This window comes from Paraoerskovia marina (assembly GCF_900105445.1).
Taxonomy (GTDB): domain Bacteria; phylum Actinomycetota; class Actinomycetes; order Actinomycetales; family Cellulomonadaceae; genus Paraoerskovia; species Paraoerskovia marina.
The window spans coordinates 426,881-447,474 of record NZ_LT629776.1 but is presented as its reverse complement, the minus strand read 5'-3'; the positions used below and the strand labels follow the sequence as shown (position 1 = coordinate 447,474).

Below are 20,594 nucleotides of genomic sequence, written 5' to 3'. Positions count from 1 at the left end.
GTGCCCAGATGGGCCGATCGACAGCATCGGTGCCAGAGGTCGGGAGCTGGGTGATGTGGCTCCGGATCGTGTTAGCGGTCCGGTATGTGATGCCGGGCGACGGTCGCCGGTTCAGGTCTGTGCGCAGAGTCGAGCAGTGGACAGTCATCGTCGAAGCCCTCTCTCGTCGGTCTGGGGCTGCGCTGGGGTGAGGGAGTTCGGCAGTTCTACTGTTGTCGGAGTCGGAGGACGTAGGTGGGTGGCCCGGGTTGGGACCATGCATTGCAGACGTCGGACGGGCCGAGACTCCGAACGCGGTGGCGGACGTAGGGGGAGTGTGGGTGAGTCCAGGCCCGCGGGAGGTGTGCCGTGCCGTGAATCCTGAGGATGGTCTTCTTGGCCGACAGTGCTCGATCCGGTGGCCTCTACCGCCGCCTGCACGCGCGATGTACGCGAGAGTCGCACTCAATCGCGTCCCAGGGCATGGTGCCCATGGCATGCACTCTGCACGCCGGGTTGAACGGTGGTTAACGTTCGAATTCACAGCGCGTCCGGGTTCGTTGGGACACCCGTCTCTCCCGAACGAGATCTGTCCCGATCCCTGAACTGCCGACGTGGTGCGCCTAGCGATGGCCCGGGGATTCGGCGGAGGAGGTCGTCAGCCGTTCGGCGTGGGTAGAGCTATTTTCCGAAGGGCCGACCCGACGGAACGCCTCGCGGCATGGTGGGGGTTGGCAGCCCGGTCGGGACCGGACGGAGTCTGGTGGCACGCTGACGTTCCCGCTGCTCGGGTCAGGAGGAAGTACGGACGGCGGTCAGGAGGAATTGCGGACGGCCAGCTCTGGCGTCAGTGACGAGTCCTGGGTTGAGGCAGGCTGCCTACACCGGGGTGTGGTCCACGTTCGGAGTGCATCTGCGCGGACGTGTGTCGTTGTGGGTGCCGAGGAGCTTCGATCTGCTCAGCCGCCCATACCGAGTGGATCGGACCTGGCGGGGGAGGGGAGTAGAGCCAGGCAGTCGGTGAAGCCGAGTGACTACGACGCCCGAAGGCGGTTCATCGTGGCGGCCTCCAGAAGGACATGGGCGAAGGTGCGTCGGTGTCTGCCTGCGCGGCACCGACCGTTTCACGTGAAACGTGGCGCGGCGATGTGGCGCGGTGTCAACGCTCTAACTTTTCTGCTCCGTGTCGGCCACACGTTGGGGTCTCTACCGTCACCCCGCGGGCTGAGCGTGATCCGCAGCGTCCGTACTCGGCGGCTGACCGTCGTCGCTCTCTGAGCAGCGTCACAGTGAACCGGAAGATCTTCGGCTCCTTGCGACGTTGCGCGGTGGTGGGTGCCGTGCCCGAGATTGCGCACGCCGACCCGGAGGACTTCGTCCACGCCGATCCACTGAGCGTCTCCACCAAAGATCTGGAGACATGCTCTCTTGCTCAGAAGGTCGGGGCCTCGGCCGCAGTGTGGTCGCTGTCCATCTGCCCACCACGGTCGATACGGGGATCTGCTGAAGGTTGCGGACCTGTGGCCACGACAGGGGCCTGCTGGACCTCGTGGATCCGCCGGACCTCGGCAATTCGCCGGCACAGTCGTGTCGGGCCCGCACTGATGGCCAGTTCCGAGGGAGAGAGGGGAAGTGGCTATGTCCTCGTCGTGGTGGGGGTGACGTCCCACTCCTCGCGGGGCCGCACCCACCAGGTTGTCGAGCGGGCCGCGAGTGCCGGGTCGGCTTCAGCCCCACGGTGATCTGTGTTTCACGTGAAACACCTCTGTGCGGTGGTTTCCGTTCGTCCACAGTTGCCCGTCGCAACTCACTCCCCAGATCATGAGGACCAGCGCTCCTTGAGCTCTCGGGGTCGATAGGCTCAGTGTGTACCGGTTGGATTAACCTGAAGGGCCACCTTGATGAGTGCCGCACCCGACGAAGTAGTCGCACAGCGAGACCGAGAGCTGTCCGAGTCGCCCGCTGTCCGCGAACTCCTCGGAGAGGCGCTCCCGCAGATCGTGCAGTTCGCCGAGATGCTCGAGACTGACGGTGAGCTCCGAGGATTGATCGGCCCGCGGGAGCTGCCGCGCTTGTGGGAGCGGCACATCTTGAACTCTGCGGCTGTCGTGCAGTTCGTGCGAGATGCTCCGACGATCGCGGACATCGGGAGCGGAGCAGGGCTGCCCGGAATAGTCGTCGCGGCGATGGTCCCGTCGGCGACCGTCACGCTGATCGAGCCGATGGAACGCCGCTGTACCTGGCTGGCTGAGGTGGTCGAGGCACTCGGACTCGAGAACGTGGTGATCAAGCGCGGTCGCGCTGAAGAGTTCCACGACGCGTTCGAGGTCGCCGCGGTCACGTCAAGAGCGGTTGCTGCCCTGGACAAGCTGAGCCGCCTCTCGCTACCGCTGGTGGAAGTCGGTGGCCAGATGGTGGTGCTCAAGGGGCAGAACGTCCAGCAGGAGATCCCTAAGGCGCTGAAGGTCATTCGCCGGTTCAAGGCGTCGGAGCCAGAGGTGCTTTCGGCAGAGGTCGCTGCAGGAGTGGAGTCGACGACGGTCGTACGAATCCGACGATAGGGGAGTGGTTCGTCGGTGTCCGACGAACGGCTGCACCCGCGGGTCGTACTGCGGTAGGCGCGCCTGATCAGATCGACTCGATCGGCGAGGCATCCTTAGAACGTGGAGACGGAGGCACATGTGAGTGAGGCGGAACACCGCAACAGGCCCGACAGTGCGGGTGGAGCAGTTTCACGTGAAACGCCGAACGAGGAGATGCGCCGGGCCGAACTGATGGCGAGCCTTCCTCACATGGATGACGACACGCCCCTGGCAGCACAACTGGCCATGGATGCTCGTCGACGGATCGAACTCCATGGGCGACGGTTCGCCCGACCGCCTCAGACGCGCATCATGACAGTCGCGAACCAGAAGGGCGGCGTCGGCAAGACGACGACGACCGTCAATGTCGCCGCGGGGCTGGCGATGGCCGGCCTCAACGTTCTCGTCATCGACAACGACCCGCAAGGGAACGCGTCGACGGCTTTGGGTGTCGAACATCGATCGGGGACACCGTCGGTCTACGAGGTTCTCGTCGAAGGCGCTCCGATGTCGGAGTCGGTCCAGCAGTGCCCCGACATTCCGACGCTGTGGTGTGTGCCGGCGACGATCGATCTCTCAGGAGCGGAGATCGAGCTCGTCTCGCTCGTTTCACGTGAAACACGACTTCGGCGTGCGCTCGACGTTTACCTGCAGGAACGTGAGTCCTCGCCCGAAGGGCGTATCGACTACGTGCTTGTCGACTGCCCTCCGAGCCTCGGCCTCCTTACGGTCAACGCCTTCGTGACGGGGCGCGAGGTCTTGATCCCGATCCAGTGCGAGTACTACGCGCTCGAGGGACTCAGCCAGCTGTTGAAGACGATCGACATGATCAAGGCACATCTGAACCCCACGCTTCACGTCTCGACGATTCTGCTCACGATGTACGACGGACGCACGAACCTCGCGCAACAGGTGGCGCAGGAGGTACGGACTCACTTCCCTGACCAGACGCTGCGAACGACAGTTCCACGCTCCGTGCGCATCTCCGAGGCTCCGAGCCACGGGCAGACCGTGATGACCTACGACCCTGGCTCGACCGGGGCATTGGCCTATCTTGAAGCAGCACGGGAGGTCACCGAACGTGACCCTTCACTTCGGGGCACAGCGCCTCAGACCACGACAGCAACGAATGAGCAGCAAGGGGAGACACGATGAGCGACCGACGACGAGGTCTCGGGCGAGGTCTCGGGGCACTCATTCCGACGTCGAGCGAGGGTGCGCGACCGGTCGACGTCTTCTTCCCCAGTTCATCGCCGACGGCGGACGGACCGGAAGAGTCCACCGTCGCTGTCGCCACGGTGTCTGTGCCGGAGGCGCTTGAGGGCCTCGCGAACTCGGACGGTGGCACCGACGCCACGGCTGCGGGCGACGCGGATGCGCTCCACGCCCGTGAGGACGCGGGGGAGCACGACGAGAGTGTCGACCAGAGGGGTTCCGCGACCCCTTCGGCGCCCGCGGATGCCGAGGACGGCTCAACGTCCAGTGGAGCGGTGGTCACGGGTGTAGACAGCCCTCTGAACAGCTCGGCTCCCATGAGCAGCCGGAACCAGGCAGACGAAGCCCGAGCCGAGTCCGGGCCGGCCCGTCAGGAGTCCGCTGCTGGAGAAGCCCGAGCCGCTGATGTTCCACGTGAAACACCGTCGGACGACGGACTTGTTCCAGTGCCCGGTGCGACGTTCGCGGAGCTCGGCATCGATGCGATCCACCCCAACGCACGCCAGCCCCGGACGGTGTTCGACGAGGGTGAGCTCGACGAGCTGATCGGATCGATCCGCCAGATCGGTGTCCTGCAGCCGATCGTCGTCCGTGCCGACGGAGATGGCTACGAGCTCATCATGGGGGAGCGGCGGTGGCGCGCTTCGCGTGCCGCCGGCCTCGACACGATCCCTGCCATCATCCGGTCGACCGACGACGCCGACATGCTGCGCGACGCGCTCCTGGAGAACCTCCACCGTGCAGCGCTGAATCCCCTCGAAGAAGCTGCGGCGTATCGCCAGCTTCTCGACGACTTCGGCTGCACCCACGAGGAGCTCGCCTCACGCATCTCCCGGTCGCGACCGCAGATCTCGAACACTCTGAGGCTCCTGAAGCTGCCACCCCTGGTCCAACGACGCGTCGCTGCCGGAGTGCTCTCGGCGGGCCACGCGCGGGCGTTGCTCAGCCTCGACGACCCGGCAGCTGCTGAACAGCTTGCGCAGAGGATCGTGGCGGAGGGCCTTTCTGTCCGTGCGACGGAGGAGATCGTCGCTCTCGGTGGGCTCGACGACAAGCCGAAACGTGCCCCGAGAGCGGGTCAGCGCATCCAGGCGATCGAGGATCTCTCGTCGCGGCTCTCGGACCGGTTCGAGACGCGCGTGAAGGTCAACCTCGGAAAGAACAAGGGCCGCCTCACGGTGGAGTTCGCCTCGGTCGAGGACCTCAACCGAATCCTCGACGTCATGGCTCCGCAGGACCCGGGAGTCTTCCGCGAGAACGGCTGACGAGCACAGACGGACCGCTGACCAGCACAGACACATGTCCGCAGATACACGTCGAGGGGCCCCGCTCCGCGGGGCCCCTCGACGTGTGTGAGGTGATGGTTCAGCTGGCGATCAGGCGAGGACCTCGTCGATCTCCTGCGCGATCGCACGCTTGGGGCGGGCACCGACGATCGACTTCACGAGCTCGCCGCCGCGGTAGATGTTGAGCGTGGGGATCGACGTGATGCCGTAGGCGGCAGCGGTGGCCTGGTTGGCGTCGGTGTCGAGCTTGGCGATCGTCACCTTGCCCGCGTAGTCCGACGCCAACTCCTCGAGAACGGGGGCCACCTGACGGCACGGGCCGCACCACTCGGCCCAGAAGTCCACGATGACGGGAACGTCGGAGTCGAGGACGGTCTCCTTGAAGGTCGCGTCGGTGACGGGAACGGTGGCGCTCACTTGATCTCCTCCAGTGCTTCGGGGAGCCCCTCGGGGTTCGGCTCGGCGGGGGTGCCGGCCAGGGACTCGAGTCCGGCCTTGTCTGCGGCCTCGGTCAGGAACGTCTGAGCATCGAGGGCGGCAGAGCAACCGGTGCCTGCCGCCGTGATGGCCTGGCGGTAGATGTGGTCGACCGCGTCACCGCACGCGAACACACCAGGAAGGTTGGTCGCGGTGGTGGGGTGGTCGACGACGATGTAGCCCTCGTCGTCGAGCGTCACCTGCTCGGTGAGGAGCTCCGTGCGCGGGTCGTGGCCGATGGCGACGAACAGCCCGGTGGCGTCGAGTGTGCGGGTCTCGCCGGTGGTGGTGTCCGTCAGCTCGAGGGACTCGACCTTGTCGGTCCCGTTGATGCCGCTGACCGCGCTGTTCCACGCGAACTCGATCTTCGGGTCGGCGAGAGCGCGGTCGGCCATGATCTTCGAGGCACGGAGCTCTTCGCGGCGGTGGATGATCGTGACCTTCGAGGCGAATCGGGTGAGGAAGGTCGCCTCCTCCATCGCCGAGTCGCCACCGCCGACGACGGCGATGTGCTGGTTGCGGAAGAAGAACCCGTCGCAGGTCGCGCACCACGAGACACCGCGGCCGGAGAGTCGCTTCTCGTCGTCGATCCCGAGCTCGCGGTACGCCGACCCGGTGGCCAGGATGACGGCCCGGCTGCGGAACGTCTCGCCGTTCGCGGTCGTGACGGTCTTGACGTCACCGGTGAGCTCGAGCGTCTCGGCGTCGTCGTAGAGGATCGTCGCGCCGAAGCGGTCCGCCTGGCTCCGCATGTTCTCCATGAGGTCCGGGCCGAGTACGCCCTCGGGGAACCCGGGGAAGTTCTCGACCTCGGTGGTGTTCATGAGCGCGCCACCCGCGGTGACCGAGCCGGCGAGCACGACAGGCTCCAGGCCCGCGCGCGCGGCGTAGACCGCTGCGGTGTACCCCGCGGGCCCCGATCCGACGATGACGAGGTCTCGGACCTCGGGGGTTGACTCCTGGTTCACGTGTTCTCCTTCTTCGCTGGTCTCCTGCGAGGGGAACACCGCGAGGGGCGGCGATGTTCCAGGCGTCCGCAGCGGCGCGACACGGTCGTCCGCTAGGAAACGATGATCTCCTTGAGCTCCACCCGGTTGCCGCCGTCCGCCGCCTGTGGCAGCTCGGTGAACCACAGGACAAACGTATCGACCTCGGTGGCGTCGAAGTTGAACTCGGTCTGTCCGTCGAGTGAACCGGAGGCGAGAACATCGCCACCCGTGGGGTCGGAACTGTCGGTCGCACGGATCTCGACGTTTCCACCGGTGTTGTTGGTGTCGAGGATGACCGTCGAGACCTCGGCGGGCTCCTTGAGCTCCACCGCGTATCCGACGCCGTCCTTCAGCCCGCCGAACTGGGGGGATCCGTACGTGCGGGTGTACCAGAACGTCTCGGGCTGGCCGTCGTGGGCACGCTCGACGGCCTCCGGGTGCTCGCCCGCGGTGTCACCGGCTTCCTCGCCCTGGGGGTCCAGCTGGTCGCCGTCGTCGATCTCGGGGACGACCACCGGGGCCTCGGAGGTCGGCTCCTCGGTCGGCTCGTCCTCGGTCTCCTCGCCGGTGTCTTCCGGGGCCGCCGACTCGTCGCTCGTCGAGACGTCGGGAGCGGCGTCGACGGTCGAGTCGAAGGGGGAGAACACCTTGTTCAGCGACCAGACCAGCACGAGGATGACGGCCAGAGCCGCGAGCGCGATCACGATCCATGTCGGGTCGAACCGGCCGCCGGTGGACGACGAACCGTCGGTCCCGGCCCCCGCGCCGGCCGGGGCAGCACCCAGGGGCTGGCCCGCGGAGGTCTGGGTCGGAGCAGCCGGGGGCGCACCGAACTGGGTCGTCGACGCCGCGGAGGCACCGAAGGCGGACGTGCGCGCCGGACCTGTGCCCGGTTGCTGAGGCGGCGGACCGGTCTGGGGAGCCGTGGGCTGCGGGGGTCGCGTCGGGACGGGTGCGTGCTGCGTGGGCACCGGACCGGTGGGCGCGCCCACGGCGCCGGCGGCGTTCGCGGCCCCGGCCGCTCCGGCAGCAGCGCCTGCACCGGCCGCGCCGAACGCTGAGGTGCGGTGGATCCGCGGGCCTCGGCTCGACTGTCGGACGGGAGCGCCTCGCGGGGGCTCCGATGCGATCGGGGTCGGGGGTGCCGGGGGAGCGAGCTCGGGCCACGGCTCGAGGTCTGCGACGACGTCACCGGGGACCTGGGGCCCGCTCTGCGACCCCAGGGCGAGTGTCGACGTCGTGAGCGCCGCGAGGTCGGCGGGGACGTCCGGCGGGGGCACGGGAGTCCCGTCGCGCCGGGTCGCGGACAGTGGGGCCGGGTTGCCGGCGGTGAGTCGAAGGTCGTCCAGCGGGGCGCCACCCCAGCGGGTGGTGAGGATGTAGTAGAGCAGGGCCACGAGCCCGACGGAGTCCGCCCGGGACGCCGCGTCGTCGGAGAGTCGGCGGCCGGCCACGCCGCCGTCGAGCCCCAGACCGGTGACGATGACGTCCCGGCCGTCGATCCGGACGCAGGACGGTCGCAGCGCGAGGTGGTGGACACCACGACGGCGCGCGGCCTCGAGCGCGGCGGCGGCCTCGCCGACCACGGCACGGGCCTGGTCGGCGCTGAGCTGCCCGGCCTCGACGACCTCGGTCAGCGGCGTGCCGCGGAACGACTCCGTGACGACGTACGAGACGCCCTCCTGGGCGCCGACGTCGAGCACACGGGTGAGGCGGGAGTCGGAGATCAGGGCGGCTCGTCGGGCGGCGTCGAGCGCCGCTCCCGCCGAGTCGCCGCGGACGACGGAGATCCGGACCTGTCGGTCGAGGACCGTGTCGTGCGCGGACCACGCCTCGACGTCGACGAGATCTGTCACCTGCCGGTCGCCGAGCCGGTAGCGACCGACCAAGGTTGTACCGGGACCGAGGGAACTCACCGAACCTCCGAAGCGACATCGTGGGTAGGACCAGCACCATGCTACGCGGTGATCGTTATCTCCCGGGCCGAATCTTGGCCATCAGAGGCCGGGCGAGGTCGTCGAGCTCGCGCACGTGCATGATCCGGAGCAGCAGCAGGTAGACGGCGAGCATCACGAGCCCTGCGCAGCCGGCGACGAGCAGCGCCCGGGTCCAGCTCAGACCGTACAGATCGCCGAACGGCTGGAGGGTCAGCCAGCCTGCCGCGGAGGCGACGAGGCTGGCGACGAGGACGCGCACCAGGAGCCGGAGGACGCGGGCGCCGTCGAGGCCGTCGAGCCTCTTGCGGAGCCCTGCGGCGCGCAGGATGATCACCAGGATGTTGGACAGGGACATGGCACCGGCGATCCCGACCACCCACCAGCGAGCGTCGAGCACCGCCGTCGCACCGTAGGCGGCGGCCAGCAGCAGGACGGTGCCGAGGAACTGGATCAGGAAGACGGATCGGCCGTCCTCGTACGCGTAGTAGACCCACTTCATCAGCACCATGCCGCCGAGCGGGAAGAGCCCGATCGACATCGCGACCAGCACCTGGCTGATCGCGACGATCGACGCCGGACTTCCCGTGGGGACCAGGAGCTTGGTGACGGGGTGGGCGAGGACGATCAGCACCGCCGTCGCGAAGATGGTGAAGACCGCGATCACGCGCAGGCCGCGGGAGAGGTCGGCGCGGACGGCGGCGGTGTCGCGGGCGTTCGCCGCCGCGCTCATCCCCGTGAACAGCGCGGTGGCGATCGACACCGTGACGAGCGAGTGGGGCAGAAGGTAGATCATCAGGGCCTGGGAGTAGGCGGCGGGTCCGGCGACGACGTACGCCTCGGGGGAGGCGGCGACGACGCCGGTGATCAGTGCCGAGCTCCCCGCGGCGTCCGCGAACGGTCCGAACCCCTGGCTCAGTGCTGTGCCGGGTGCCGCTGCGGCGATCCGGGTGATCATCAGGACACCGAGCTGCTCCAGCAGCACGGCCCCGAAGGTCCATCCCGCGACCTGCCCGGCGCTGCGCAGGCCGATGCCTCGGAACCCGAAGGCCACGCGCCAGCGGAAGCCGCCGCGGTAGAGGGGGACGAAGAGGACGAGCGCCTGCAGCGCGATGCCGGCCGTGGCGGTGCCGGCGAGGAGTGCGATCTTCGGGCCGTCCCACGCGGAGAGGTCGTCGACCTGCCCGGTGGCGGCTGGGCCGTAGATCGCGATGAAGACGGCGAACCCGGCGATCGAGACGAGGTTGTTGACGACGGGGGCCCACATGAACGGCCCGAACTGGCGGCGGGCGTTGAGGACCTGGCCGAGCAGCGTGTAGAGCCCGTAGAACATCAGCTGCGGGATGCACCAGTACCCGAACGTGATGGCCAGGGCGAGCTGCGGGTCGGACCAGGAGTCGCCCGCGTAGAGCGGGATGATGATGCTGGACCCGAGGGTCAGCAGAACCGTGATCGCGAGGATGAACGTCATCGCGAGCGTGAGGAGCTTGCCGATCCGTTCCTCGGGGTTGCGCTGCGTGTAGGCGCGCACGATCTGGGGGACGAGGACCGCGTTCAGCACGCCGCCGGCGAGGATGGCGAAGAAGATGTTGGGGATCTTGTTCGCGACGTCGAACGCGTCGGCGGCCAGGCCGGTGGCCCCGACGGCCCCGACGAGGAGCATGTTGCGGACGAGGCCGAGCCCGCGGGAGACCGCCGTGCCGGCCGCCATGACCGCGCTGGAGCGGCCGAGGGACGAACTGCCGCCTCCGGTCTCGCCGCCCCCGGTCGCGCCCTCCTGGGGTGCCACGCCGTCGGGTGCCACGCCGTCGGGAGTGACGTCGTCGGGCGTCACGTCCCCGCCGGCGGTGTCGGCCTCGGTGAGGTCCGACGACGTCGGCTGCGTCCCGGGGGGAGCGGTCGCCGGGATGGTCTTCGGTGCGGGCGGGCGTGGTGTCCCGCGACGGCGTCCGTGTCTCACGGCGTGGCTCCTTGCTCCGACCGCGCGGTGGCGGTGTTCCGCCGGTGCCTGCGGACGGTGCGCCAGATTCCCCCGACGAGGAACCCGCCGAGGATGATGCTGATCACCCAGAGCCCGACGCCCGCCCAGTCGGCGCGGACGCGGACCTCGAACGTCGAGGAGTCGGCGACGCGCGAGCCGTCGGGGGCGAGGATCGAGATGGTGACGTTCACGTCGCCCGAGCCGACGGCGGTGACCGGGACCGGGACCGGCGTCACGGTGCCGGCGGTGATGACGGCGGGCGGCACGGTGTCGGCCTGGAGCGCCGAGTCGTCCGGCTCGAGGACCACCTGGACGGTGGCGTCCTGCCCGAGGTCGTTCTGGACGTTGACGCGCAGGTCCCCGGACTCGGCGATGAGGTTGTAGTCGGAGGACTCGACGATGCTCACGGCGTCGAGCAGCTCGGCGGCTCTCCCGTGGGCGATCACGACGTCGGAGTCCCGGGCCTCGGGCTCGTCGCGTCCCGCGATCGCCGTGGGCGCGACGAGCGCGGGGTCCACCTCGGCGAGCAGCGCGTCGGGGTCCTCCACGATGGTGGAGAACTCTGCGATCGACGCGCGGTCGCGCACGAGCAGGTCGACGTCGGCGACGTCGAGCTCCGCGTCCGCGACGACGGAGGCCGGCAGCGGGGTGCGGGACCCGGGTGTCGGGGTGGTCTCGAGCACGGTGTCGAGGTCGACGACCCCTGCCCAGGGGAGCGCGTCGAGGGCGGAGAGGGCGTCGGCCGTGAGCTCGGCGTCGGGCGTCCAGTCGCGGGGGAACGCGGCGAGGACCGTCGTCGTCTGCGAGGGACGCTCCGCCGCGATGGTCGCGGTCTCGGCCATGACCTGGCGGGCGTCGCCGACCTCGGCGTCGCCGCTCGTGGCCCGGGTGATCAGGTCGGAGAGGGACTCGTCCGCGACGACGGCGGTCGCGGAGCTGCCGTCGACGTCGACGCGGGTGGTCGCGTCGGGGGTCGCCACGCTCGACGCCGACGGAGCCAGGGCCCCGGTGACGACGACGAAGTCGGCGGCGTCGGCCGAGGCGGCGACGGTCTCCCGGTCCGGTGCCGGGGCGGGCCAGATCAGGTCGGTCCGCCACTCGGACCCGGGGCCCGTGACGTCGAGCCGCGGCACGCGCTCACCCGCATGGGCCAGCGCGGCGGGGTCCGGGTCGAGGGCGGGCAGCGCGAAGACGTCGCGGTCCTGCGCCCCCGCGACGACGTCCGCCACCCAGGCCTTGGCGTCGTCGGTCTCGACGAGGTTCGCCTCCTGCACCAGCCAGGGATCGACGGCCCACGCGATGGGCTGGTCCTCGGTCGCGGCGACGACGTCCGCGAGCCTGCTGTCCGGGCGGACCGCGTCGGTCAGCGCGAGCTCGGCGGTCGTCGGGTCGGTGCTGACGAGGGGACCGACGACCGGGGCGAGGAGGCCGACCTGGACGGGGGCGACGTCGTCGGACCCCTCGGGGGACCAGACGACGAAGGTGCGGTCCACGACGACCCCGTCCCCGGTGTTCACCGCGACCGCGATGCCGTGGGCGCCCCAGTCGGTCCAGGACCCGATCCCGGCCTGGGCGCGGGTGAACTCGAACGTCACGGAGGCGTCCTCGCCGGGTTCGATCTCGTCGATCTCCTCGGTGAGGATCTCCAGCCCCACCGGGCCGTCGTCGTCGGCGGTGCTCCACGTCTCGACCCACGACCGGGTGTGGCCGTCTTCCCGGTCGATCCCGAGCCGCGCCGTGGCGCCCGTGATCGGCTCGGACCCGGTGTTGGTGACGGTGGCCACGACGGTGACCTCGGTGTCGTAGTCGAGGATCGCGGGGGTGACCTCACCGATGCTGACGGTGGCGTTCGACGTCGCGTCGTCGGCCGACGCCGCGGGGACCGTTCCGAGGCTGAACGCCCCGATGGCTGCCAGCACTGCCACGGCACGTGCCCACGCGCCGGAGCGAGGGTGAGTCATGGGGCGTCTGTGCCGTTCTCGTCGGGGTCGCGGGGCCGGGCTCGGGTTGCTCGGGACACGGTACCGCGCACGTACCGCACCTCGAGACCGGCCAGGATGTCGCTCGCCGCGGCGACGAGCCGCCGCTCGTTCGGGTAGGCGAGGCGGTCCGGGAGGTCGCGCATCGCGATCCAGGCGACGTCCTCGGCCTCGTGGTCGGGGTCGTTCTCGATGGTCAGGTAGCCGCCGACGGCGTCAAGCAGGAAGTGGTGGACGACCTTGTGGACGCGGTGGTGGTCACCGGCGAACCAGTAGTCGATGGTGCCGAGCGGGCGTCGGACGACGCCGTCGATGCCCGTCTCCTCGGCGATCTCGCGGACCGCGGCCTCCTCGGCGGTCTCCTCGCCCTCGAGGTGCCCCTTGGGCAGGCACCACTCGAGCCGTCCCCCGCGGTTGCGGCGCGCGATCACGGCCACGTGCGGACCGTCGGGACGGAGGTCGACGACGACGCCGCCGGCGGAGACCTCGTCGACGACGGGTTGGGGGGTCGGTGGGGCCACCCGGCGACGTCGTTCGTGGGGATCGATGTGCATCCGGTGGCCGCCAGGTGGCGCAGGGGCTCCCCGAGGATCCGGGGAGTGGGCAGCCGAAGACATGCCGCAACTTTACCCACGTCGGTAGGATTGGCTGTTGTGCCCACTCCGACCACGCGCCCTCTCCCCGACGAACCACGCCTGCAGCTCGACCTGCAGCGGAGGGCGCTTGCCGTCCTGACGCAGATGGCGCCCGTGGCGGTGGAGCTCGGAGAGGTGTTCCGCGACGCCGGGCACGAGCTCTCGCTCGTCGGCGGCCCCGTCCGCGACGCGTTCCTCGGCCGGGCGAGCAACGACCTCGACTTCGCGACCTCGGCCTCGCCGGACGAGACCGAGCCGATCCTCGCCGCCTGGGGCGACGCCCACTGGGACATCGGCAAGGAGTTCGGCACCATTGGCGCCAAGCGGTTCGCCCGCGGGGGAGACGACGAGGTCGTCGTCGAGGTGACGACGTACCGCAGCGACGAGTACGACCCGGAGTCGCGCAAGCCGGTCGTGGCGTTCGGGGACACGCTCGAGGGCGACCTCTCGCGGCGGGACTTCACCGTCAACGCGATGGCGGTGCGCGTGCCGGAGATGGCCTTCGTCGACCCGCACGACGGCCTCGCCGACCTGGCCGCGAAGGTGCTGCGCACGCCGATCGCGCCGGAGCGGTCGTTCGACGACGACCCGCTGCGCATGATGCGTGCGGCCCGGTTCGCCGCCCAGCTCTCGTTTCACGTGGAACAGGGCACCCTGGCCGCGATCGTCGCGATGGCGGGCCGGATCTCGATCGTCTCGGCCGAGCGTGTGCAGACCGAGCTGTCGAAGCTGCTCTGTGCCGGCGCCCCGCGCCTCGGGCTCGAGGTCCTCGTCGACACCGGCCTGGCCGACCACGTCCTCCCGGAGCTGCCAGCGCTGCAGCTCGAGATCGACGAGCACCACCGGCACAAGGACGTCTACGCGCACTCGTTGATCGTGCTCGACCAGGCGATCGCGCAGGAGACCGGCCCGGACGGCGTCGTCCCCGCGCCGGACCTGGTGCTCCGCCTCGCGTCGCTGCTGCACGACATCGGCAAGCCCGGGACGCGGCGGTTCGAGGACGGTGGCGGCGTCAGCTTCCACCACCACGAGGTGGTCGGGGCCAAGCTGGTGGCCAAGCGTCTCAAGGCGCTGAAGTACGAGAAGCAGGTCGTCAAGGACGTCGCTCGCCTCGTCGAGCTCCACCTGCGCTTCCACGGGTACGGGGAGGGGCAGTGGACGGACTCCGCGGTGCGCCGCTACGTCACCGACGCCGGTCCGCTGCTCGAACGCCTCCACCGGCTCACCCGCGCGGACTGCACCACGCGCAACCGGCGCAAGGCCGAGCGTCTGTCCCGGGCCTACGACGACCTCGAGGCACGGATCGCCGCGCTGCGGGAGAAGGAGGCCCTCGACGCGGTCCGTCCGGACCTCGACGGGTCGCAGATCATGGAGATCCTGGGGATCGGCCCCGGGCCTCAGGTCGGCGAGGCCTACCGGTACCTGCTGGAGCTGCGGATGGAGAACGGCCCGCTCGGCGAGGAGGCGGCGCGCGCCGCCCTCACCGCCTGGTGGGCCGAGCGAGCCGCGGAGTAGGCCCGCGGCCCGGGCGCAGGCTCAGTCGCCGTTGTAGTGCTCGATCACGCGGGTGACGAGGCTCGCGCCGACGAGCACGATGCCCAGCATCTGGAGGATCTGCAGCACCGTGCCGGAGACGGCCCAGATCCAGAGCTCGGACTGTGACTCCGGCTGCAGGTCCTGCGCGCCGTTGAGCGAGACGATCCCGAGGAGCGTCCCGACGACGAGCGCGAGACCCGTCCAGAACATCTGGGACGAGGTGAGGTGCGGGGCCATGTGAACCTTCCGACGACGTGGGCGGTCAGGCTATCGTGCGCTCGTCCGCGCCCGTGTCGCCGTCTACGGAGGCCCTGGGTGCCGCAGCGGGCCCCGCGGCACTGGTGTCGTCGGGCCGTCCCGCGTCGTCGGCGTCTGCCCCCGACGCGTCCTCGCGGTCCTCGGTGCTCGCGTCCTCGTCCGGCCGGCGGAGCAGGACCGCCGCCACGAGAGCGACCACGGCGACGACCGCCCCGACGGTGAACGAGGCCCGGACGCCGCCGGCAAGAGCAGCGGTCTCGCCGACCCCCTCGGCGACGAGCGTCGAGGAGCGGGCGCTCATGATCGCGACGAAGACCGCCGTCCCGGCGGCCCCGGCCAGCTGTTGCACCGTGCCGATCGTGGCCGACCCGTGGGCGACGAGCGACGGACGGACGGAGGAGAGCGCCGTCGTGAAGAGGGGGGTGAAGACGAACGCGAGGCCCAGGCTCATCACGACGTGGGCGGCGAGGACGCGCCACGAGCTGCTGCCGGCGTCGACGAACGCGAGCATCGTCAGGCCCGCGGCGACCAGCACGAGCCCGGGAACGACCAGCGGGCGCGGCCCGACCTTGTCGTAAAGCCGCCCGACGGTGGGGGACAGCAGGCCCATGATGAGCGCGCCGGGCAGCATCGTCAGGCCGGTGTGCAGCGGGTCGAGACCCAGGACGTCCTGCAGGAACAGCGGGAGCAGGATGATCACGCCGAACAGCGCGATCATGCCGGTCGCGAGGATGCCCAGCGCGACGCTGAAGCCGCGGGAGCGGAACACCCGCAGGTCCAGCAGTGCGCGGTCGTCCTTCTGCAGCTGGATCTGGCGTGCGATGAACGCGGCGAGGAACAGCGCCCCGACGACGACGGGGACCCAGGCGGGGAAGATCCCGATGGCCTCGCCCTCGCCCAGGCTGGACATGCCGTAGACAAGCCCGCCGAAGGCGCCGACGGCGAGGAGGACGGACAGGATGTCGAGGGGGCTGTGGGTCCGTTCGGCGGTGTTGCGCACGTAGACGGCACCGAGCGCGAACGCGACGAGGGCGATGGGGAGGATGACCCCGAAGACCCAGCGCCAGCCGAACGCGCCGATGACCGCGCCGGACATCGTGGGGCCGAGAGCCGGGGCGGCAGAGATGACGAGCGAGACGTTGCCCATCACGCGCCCTCGGGTCATCGGCGGGACGAGCGTCATGACCGTCGTCATGAGCAGGGGGAAGAGGATCGCGGTCCCGGATGCCTGGACGACGCGGGCCGCGAGCAGGATGGCGAAGCTGGGTGCGAACGCTGCGGCGAGGGTGCCGACGCTGAAGAGGCCCATGGCGAGCAGGTAGCCGCCGCGCGTCCCCAGGCGTCCGAGGATCCATCCGGTGGTGGGGATGATGATCGACATCGTGAGCAGGAACGCGGTGAGCAGCCACTGGCCGGTCGCCGCGCTCACGCCGAACTCGTCCATGATCGCGGGGAGCGCGACACCGACCGTGGTCTCGTTGAGGATCGCCACGAAGGTGGAGACCAGCAGGATCGCCACCACCATGACGTGTTCCCGGGGCATGCGTTCGCCCGAGGTTGCGGGCGCGGGGCTGACTGATGTCACGAGGGTTGCTCCGGGTGTCGTCGGCGGGGGGTGCGTCGGCGGCGGTGTTCGCTGCACAACGTCAACCGAAGCAAGTGTCTCCGCATTCCCGGCGGTGGGCCACCTCTTATCCGGGTGGTCCTACCGCTTGAAGAGCCGGGAGAACATGCTCGGCGCGGCGGGCTCGCCCTCGTGGCCGGGGCAGCGGTCGGCCCGGGGGACGTCGGCCATGACGGCGTCGACGTGCTGGCCGCAGCCCGCCCAGGTCGTCTTTCCGCAGGACCTGCAGGTGACCGGTCGGCACATGGTGAATCTCCTTCTGTTCGGTGTCGAGGACCATCACTATACCCCCCGGGGTATAGTGATGGTCGAATCCGAGGAGGAATGCATGAAGATCGTGATCATTGGCGGCGTCGCCGCCGGCATGTCGGCGGCCACGCGTCTGCGTCGCCTGGACGAGAAGGCCCAGATCGTCGTCCTGGAGGCGGGCGAGCACGTCTCGTACGCCAACTGCGGCCTGCCCTACTACGTCGGCGGCGTCATCGAGGACCGTGACGCGCTCCTCCTGCAGACCCCGGCCTCGCTGCACGCCCGGTTCCGCCTGGACGTCCGCGTCGGCAGCCGGGTGACCGACGTCGACCCCGCCGCCCGCACGGTCACCGTCGACGGCCCGGACGGCACGTACACCGAGACCTACGACGAGCTGGTGCTCAGTCCCGGCGCCCGACCCGTCGTCCCGCCCGTCCCCGGCGCCGACCGCATGCTCGTCCTGCGCGACGTCGCCGACGTCGATCGCCTCGCCGCCCGCATCGACACGGCCCGGTCCGTCGCGGCCGCCCGCGGGGACGACGCCGGTCACGCGGTCGTCGTCGGTGGTGGATTCGTCGGGGTCGAGGTCGCGGAGAACCTCGTCCACCGCGGGCTGCACGTCACCCTCGTCGAGCTCGCCGACCAGGTCCTCGCCCCGCTCGACCCCGAGATGGCCGTCCGGGTCCAGGACGAGCTCGTCGCGCACGGCGTGGACGTCCGGACCGGCGTGAGCGTCGGGGCGGTCGGTGAGGACACCGTCACGCTGCACGACGCCGCAGGTGCTCCCGCGGGTGAGGTCCGGGCCGACCTCGTGGTCGCCGCGATCGGCGTGCGGCCGGACACGACCCTGGCCGAGGCGGCCGGGGCCCGGGTCGGGCCTCGCGGCGGCATCGTCGTCGACGACGACCTTCGGACCAGCGTGCCGCACGTCTGGGCCGTCGGGGACGCGGCGGTCAAGCGCGACGCGCTCGCCGAGGACGGCGACGCGACGACCCTCATCCCGCTCGCCAACCTCGCGAACCGGCACGGCCGCCACGTCGCGGACGCGATCACGGGCCGCCGCACCGGCACCCGGCGCGCGATCGGGACGGCCGTCGTCGGGGTCTTCGGGCTCACCGCCGCCTCGACGGGCCGCAACGAGAAGCGCCTGCGGGCCGAGGGGCGCGCGTACCGGGCGATCCACGTCCACCCCGCCAGCCACGCCGGGTACTACCCCGGTGCGCAGCCGATCGCGCTCAAGGTGCTCCTCGACCCCGGCACCGACGCGATCCTGGGGGCGCAGGCCGTCGGGCGGGAGGGCGTCGACAAGCGGATCGACGTGATCGCGACCGCGATCGTGGGTGGCCTGACCGGCTCGGACCTCGCGGACCTGGAGCTGGCCTACGCCCCCGCCTACGGGTCGGCGAAGGACCCCGTCAACATGGTCGGGTACGTCGCGGACAACCTGCGGGCGGGGGAGTCGCGGACGATCCAGTGGCACGAGCTCGACGCCGAGATCGAGGCGGGTGCGGTTCTCGTGGACGTCCGGTCCGCCGACGAGTTCTCCCGTGGAACGATCGAACCGGAGACCGGCGCGCCGTCGGTCAACATCCCGGTGGACGAGCTGCGCGACGGCGTCGCCACGATCCCCGCCGGACGCCGCGTCGTCGTGCACTGCCAGGTCGGCTTGCGCGGACACACGGCGGCACGAATCCTGACCCAGCAGGGGTACGACGTCGTGAATCTCGACGGCGGGTATCTCACCTGGGCGGACGGCATGCGGGCACGGCGCAGTTCCGGACTGACGAACGAGGGAGTGGCATGAACGAGGAGTCGGAGGCACGCGACGCCGTGCTGAAGCGGTTGCGACGGGCGCAGGGGCAGCTCGCCGGTGTCATCGGGATGATCGAGGACGGCCGGGGCTGCCGGGACGTCGTCACGCAGCTGGCGGCGGTGTCGAAGGCGCTCGACCGTGCGGGATTCAAGATCGTCGCGACGTCGTTGCAGGAGTGCATGACGAGCGAGGACGGCCGCAGCAGCGACGACCTGTCGAGCGAGGAGCTCGAGAAGCTCTTCCTCGCGCTCGCATAGCCCGACCGGTCCGTCCTAGCCGGCGGGCAGGTTGCGCACCACGAGGATGCACGTGTCGTCCTCGCGCTGACCCGTCGTCGCGCGGACGAGCTGGTCGGCGACCTCGCGGGCGGTCAGCCCGGGAGGCAGGGCCTCGGCCGCGGCACGGAGCTCCGCGATGCCGGCGGGCAACGGTCGGTCGCGGCGTTCCACCAGCCCGTCGGTGTAGAGCACGAGCACGGCGCCGGGGACGAAGTCGACCGTCGACTCCGACACGTCCCCGCGGGTCGGGACGCCGAGCGGTGTGGTCAGCGCGCCGTCCAGGGCCACGACGGTTCCGTCGGGGTCGATGAGGAACGGTGTCAGGTGGCCGGCGCGCACGTAGTGCAGCCGCCGGAGCCCGGCCTCGTCCGGGGCGTCGATCTGGGCGAGCACGCACGTCGCCAGGTCCGTCATGCCGAGCGTCTGGACCAGGTGGTCGACGGAGTCCACGGCCTCGGCGACATGATGGCCCGCCCAGGCTTCCACCCGCAGGGACGAGCGGAGCTGTCCCATCGCGGCGGCCGCGGCGATGTCGTGCCCGACGACGTCCCCCACCGAGACCGAGACCCCGCCCTGGGGGAGCGGCACGACGTCGTACCAGTCCCCGCCGACGTCCGTCCCGTCCGAAGCGGGCTCGTACGTCGCGGCGCAGTCGAGTCCGGGGACGTCGACGAGGCGGGGTAGCAGGCTGCGCTGGAGGGTCACGGCGACCTCGTGCTCGCGCTGGTAGAGCCGTGCGTTCTCGAGCGCGAGGCCGGCGCGGGCGCCGAGGTGGACCAGGTCCTGCGCGTCGTCGTCGTCCATGGCGTCCGGCGAGCGGGAGAGGATGCCCAGCGCTCCGAGCGGGCCCTCGCGTCCCTGGAGCGTGACCGCGATCGCGCGCGAGGCGCCCAGACGGCGGATCGCGGTGCGGTGGCCGGCGTCCGGGATCTCGTCGATCAGCGCGGAGTTGATGTCGAAAGGCTGGGCGACGAGGGTCTCGCCGCCGCGTAGGGCGTTGAGAAGGGCTGGCGACCCGTGCACCCAGGCGGTGCTCTCGGCGAGCGGCCTCGCCGCGGCGAGCTGTCCGGCGGACCGCCGCCGGGTGGAGACGTAGGCGGCCCCGACGCCGTTGTCCCGGTCTGCGAGCACGACGACCACCCAGTCGCCGAAGTGCTGGGCGACCAGGTCGGCGAGCCGCGACGCACCCTCGTCCATGTCGAGCACGGTCGTGAGCTCTTGCGTGATCTCCGCGAGCAGGTGCATGCGTTCGTTGCGGCGGTCCGCGCGACCGATGCGGGCGGCGTGCGCGGCGACCGCCTCGACGTCCGCGGTCGCGTCGGTGTGGTACCCGACGTGGTGGGTGAGGGTGCCCTCGTCGTCGTAGACCGGCGAGATCACCATGCGGTTCCAGAACTCGCTGCCGTCCCACCGGCGGTTGCGCAGCGTGGCGCGCACCGTCTCACCCTTGAGCAGGCCCGCGTGCAGCCGGTCGACGTCGGCGCGGTCGGTGGAGTCGCACTGCAGGACGCTCATGTCCTGGCCGACGAGGTCGTCGGCGTTGTAGCCGCTCATCCGCTCGAACTCGGGGCTGATCCACACCAGGGTGTCCCGCCCGTCCCGGACCTCGGTGAGGGACAGCGCGACCCGTGCCTCGAGCGCCGCGCGCAGCGAGAGCGCCGCGCGGTGCGGCAGTTCGCGCGCCGGAGGGCGGTACGTCGTCATCAGGCCTCGTCGGTCGACACTGGCGCTCCCTGCCCAGGATCGCGGTTGGAGTCTCCGATTGTGCGCGACACCTGA

At 70.5% G+C, this 20,594-nt stretch carries 16 protein-coding genes; 6 read left to right on the top strand and 10 right to left on the bottom strand.

Translation table 11 applies throughout. The features are described from left to right. Positions 1 to 1,880 precede the first annotated feature (1,880 nt). The 3 genes from rsmG (at position 1,881) to BLU20_RS02120 (ending at position 5,041) form a co-directional block, all read left to right on the top strand. The gene (gene rsmG, locus BLU20_RS02130; RefSeq protein ID WP_083371414.1) at positions 1,881 to 2,540 is read left to right on the top strand and encodes a 16S rRNA (guanine(527)-N(7))-methyltransferase RsmG; all 660 of its coding nucleotides are present in this window, start codon (positions 1,881 to 1,883) and stop codon (positions 2,538 to 2,540) included. A gap of 102 nt (positions 2,541 to 2,642) precedes the next feature. Continuing rightward, a complete protein-coding gene (locus BLU20_RS02125; protein WP_407946467.1) occupies positions 2,643 to 3,716 on the top strand; it encodes a ParA family protein in 1,074 nt (357 codons plus the stop codon). Next, entirely contained in the window at positions 3,713 to 5,041 is a 1,329-nt protein-coding gene (locus BLU20_RS02120) for a ParB/RepB/Spo0J family partition protein (RefSeq protein ID WP_083371412.1), read from the top strand. The genes BLU20_RS02125 and BLU20_RS02120 overlap by 4 nt, the downstream gene beginning before the upstream one ends. 111 nt (positions 5,042 to 5,152) lie before the next feature. Here BLU20_RS02120 and trxA read toward each other — a convergent pair whose 3' ends face one another. From trxA to BLU20_RS02090, 6 genes are all read right to left on the bottom strand, one after another. Next, positions 5,153 to 5,479, bottom strand: coding sequence for a thioredoxin (trxA, locus tag BLU20_RS02115; RefSeq protein WP_029253856.1), 327 nt, complete (start codon positions 5,477 to 5,479; stop codon positions 5,153 to 5,155). Next, entirely contained in the window at positions 5,476 to 6,507 is a 1,032-nt protein-coding gene (trxB, locus tag BLU20_RS02110; protein ID WP_083371411.1) for a thioredoxin-disulfide reductase, read from the bottom strand. Before trxB ends, trxA begins: the two co-directional genes overlap by 4 nt. Before the next feature lie 92 nt (positions 6,508 to 6,599). After that, positions 6,600 to 8,384, bottom strand: a complete 1,785-nt coding sequence (locus BLU20_RS02105) for a protein kinase family protein (protein WP_157270245.1) — start codon at positions 8,382 to 8,384, stop codon at positions 6,600 to 6,602. A 115-nt stretch (positions 8,385 to 8,499) separates the two neighbouring features. Continuing rightward, entirely contained in the window at positions 8,500 to 10,422 is a 1,923-nt protein-coding gene (murJ, locus tag BLU20_RS02100) for a murein biosynthesis integral membrane protein MurJ (RefSeq protein ID WP_231959262.1), read from the bottom strand. After that, the gene (locus BLU20_RS02095) at positions 10,419 to 12,404 is read right to left on the bottom strand and encodes a DUF6049 family protein (RefSeq protein ID WP_157270243.1); all 1,986 of its coding nucleotides are present in this window, start codon (positions 12,402 to 12,404) and stop codon (positions 10,419 to 10,421) included. The genes murJ and BLU20_RS02095 overlap by 4 nt, the downstream gene beginning before the upstream one ends. After that, positions 12,401 to 13,039 carry an NUDIX domain-containing protein gene (locus BLU20_RS02090; RefSeq protein WP_081829817.1) on the bottom strand — a complete coding sequence of 213 codons (639 nt, stop codon included), beginning with the start codon at positions 13,037 to 13,039 and terminating at the stop codon, positions 12,401 to 12,403. Before BLU20_RS02090 ends, BLU20_RS02095 begins: the two co-directional genes overlap by 4 nt. A 36-nt stretch (positions 13,040 to 13,075) precedes the next feature. Here BLU20_RS02090 and BLU20_RS02085 point away from each other — a divergent pair, with 36 nt between their 5' ends. Beyond that, positions 13,076 to 14,572 carry a CCA tRNA nucleotidyltransferase gene (locus tag BLU20_RS02085; RefSeq protein ID WP_269457214.1) on the top strand — a complete coding sequence of 499 codons (1,497 nt, stop codon included), beginning with the start codon at positions 13,076 to 13,078 and terminating at the stop codon, positions 14,570 to 14,572. Positions 14,573 to 14,593: 21 nt separating this feature from the next. Here BLU20_RS02085 and BLU20_RS02080 read toward each other — a convergent pair whose 3' ends face one another. The 3 genes from BLU20_RS02080 to BLU20_RS13875 form a co-directional block, all read right to left on the bottom strand. Continuing rightward, the gene (locus BLU20_RS02080; protein WP_029253849.1) at positions 14,594 to 14,830 is read right to left on the bottom strand and encodes a hypothetical protein; all 237 of its coding nucleotides are present in this window, start codon (positions 14,828 to 14,830) and stop codon (positions 14,594 to 14,596) included. A gap of 25 nt (positions 14,831 to 14,855) precedes the next feature. Next, complete coding sequence (locus BLU20_RS02075; protein ID WP_083371407.1) at positions 14,856 to 16,394, bottom strand: DHA2 family efflux MFS transporter permease subunit; 1,539 nt, start codon at positions 16,392 to 16,394, stop codon at positions 14,856 to 14,858. A 162-nt stretch (positions 16,395 to 16,556) separates the two neighbouring features. Next, on the bottom strand, positions 16,557 to 16,721 hold the full coding sequence (locus tag BLU20_RS13875; RefSeq protein ID WP_169738975.1) for a hypothetical protein: 165 nt from the start codon (positions 16,719 to 16,721) through the stop codon (positions 16,557 to 16,559). An 82-nt stretch (positions 16,722 to 16,803) separates the two neighbouring features. On the opposite strand from BLU20_RS13875, the gene BLU20_RS02070 reads away from it, so the two are divergent. Further along, positions 16,804 to 18,528 carry an FAD-dependent oxidoreductase gene (locus BLU20_RS02070; protein ID WP_083371406.1) on the top strand — a complete coding sequence of 575 codons (1,725 nt, stop codon included), beginning with the start codon at positions 16,804 to 16,806 and terminating at the stop codon, positions 18,526 to 18,528. Further along, entirely contained in the window at positions 18,525 to 18,794 is a 270-nt protein-coding gene (locus BLU20_RS02065) for a metal-sensitive transcriptional regulator (protein ID WP_029253846.1), read from the top strand. Before BLU20_RS02070 ends, BLU20_RS02065 begins: the two co-directional genes overlap by 4 nt. 15 nt (positions 18,795 to 18,809) lie before the next feature. On the opposite strand, the gene BLU20_RS02060 is transcribed toward BLU20_RS02065, so the two are convergent. Continuing rightward, positions 18,810 to 20,519 carry a GAF domain-containing SpoIIE family protein phosphatase gene (locus tag BLU20_RS02060; RefSeq protein WP_083371405.1) on the bottom strand — a complete coding sequence of 570 codons (1,710 nt, stop codon included), beginning with the start codon at positions 20,517 to 20,519 and terminating at the stop codon, positions 18,810 to 18,812. Positions 20,520 to 20,594: the final 75 nt, after the last annotated feature.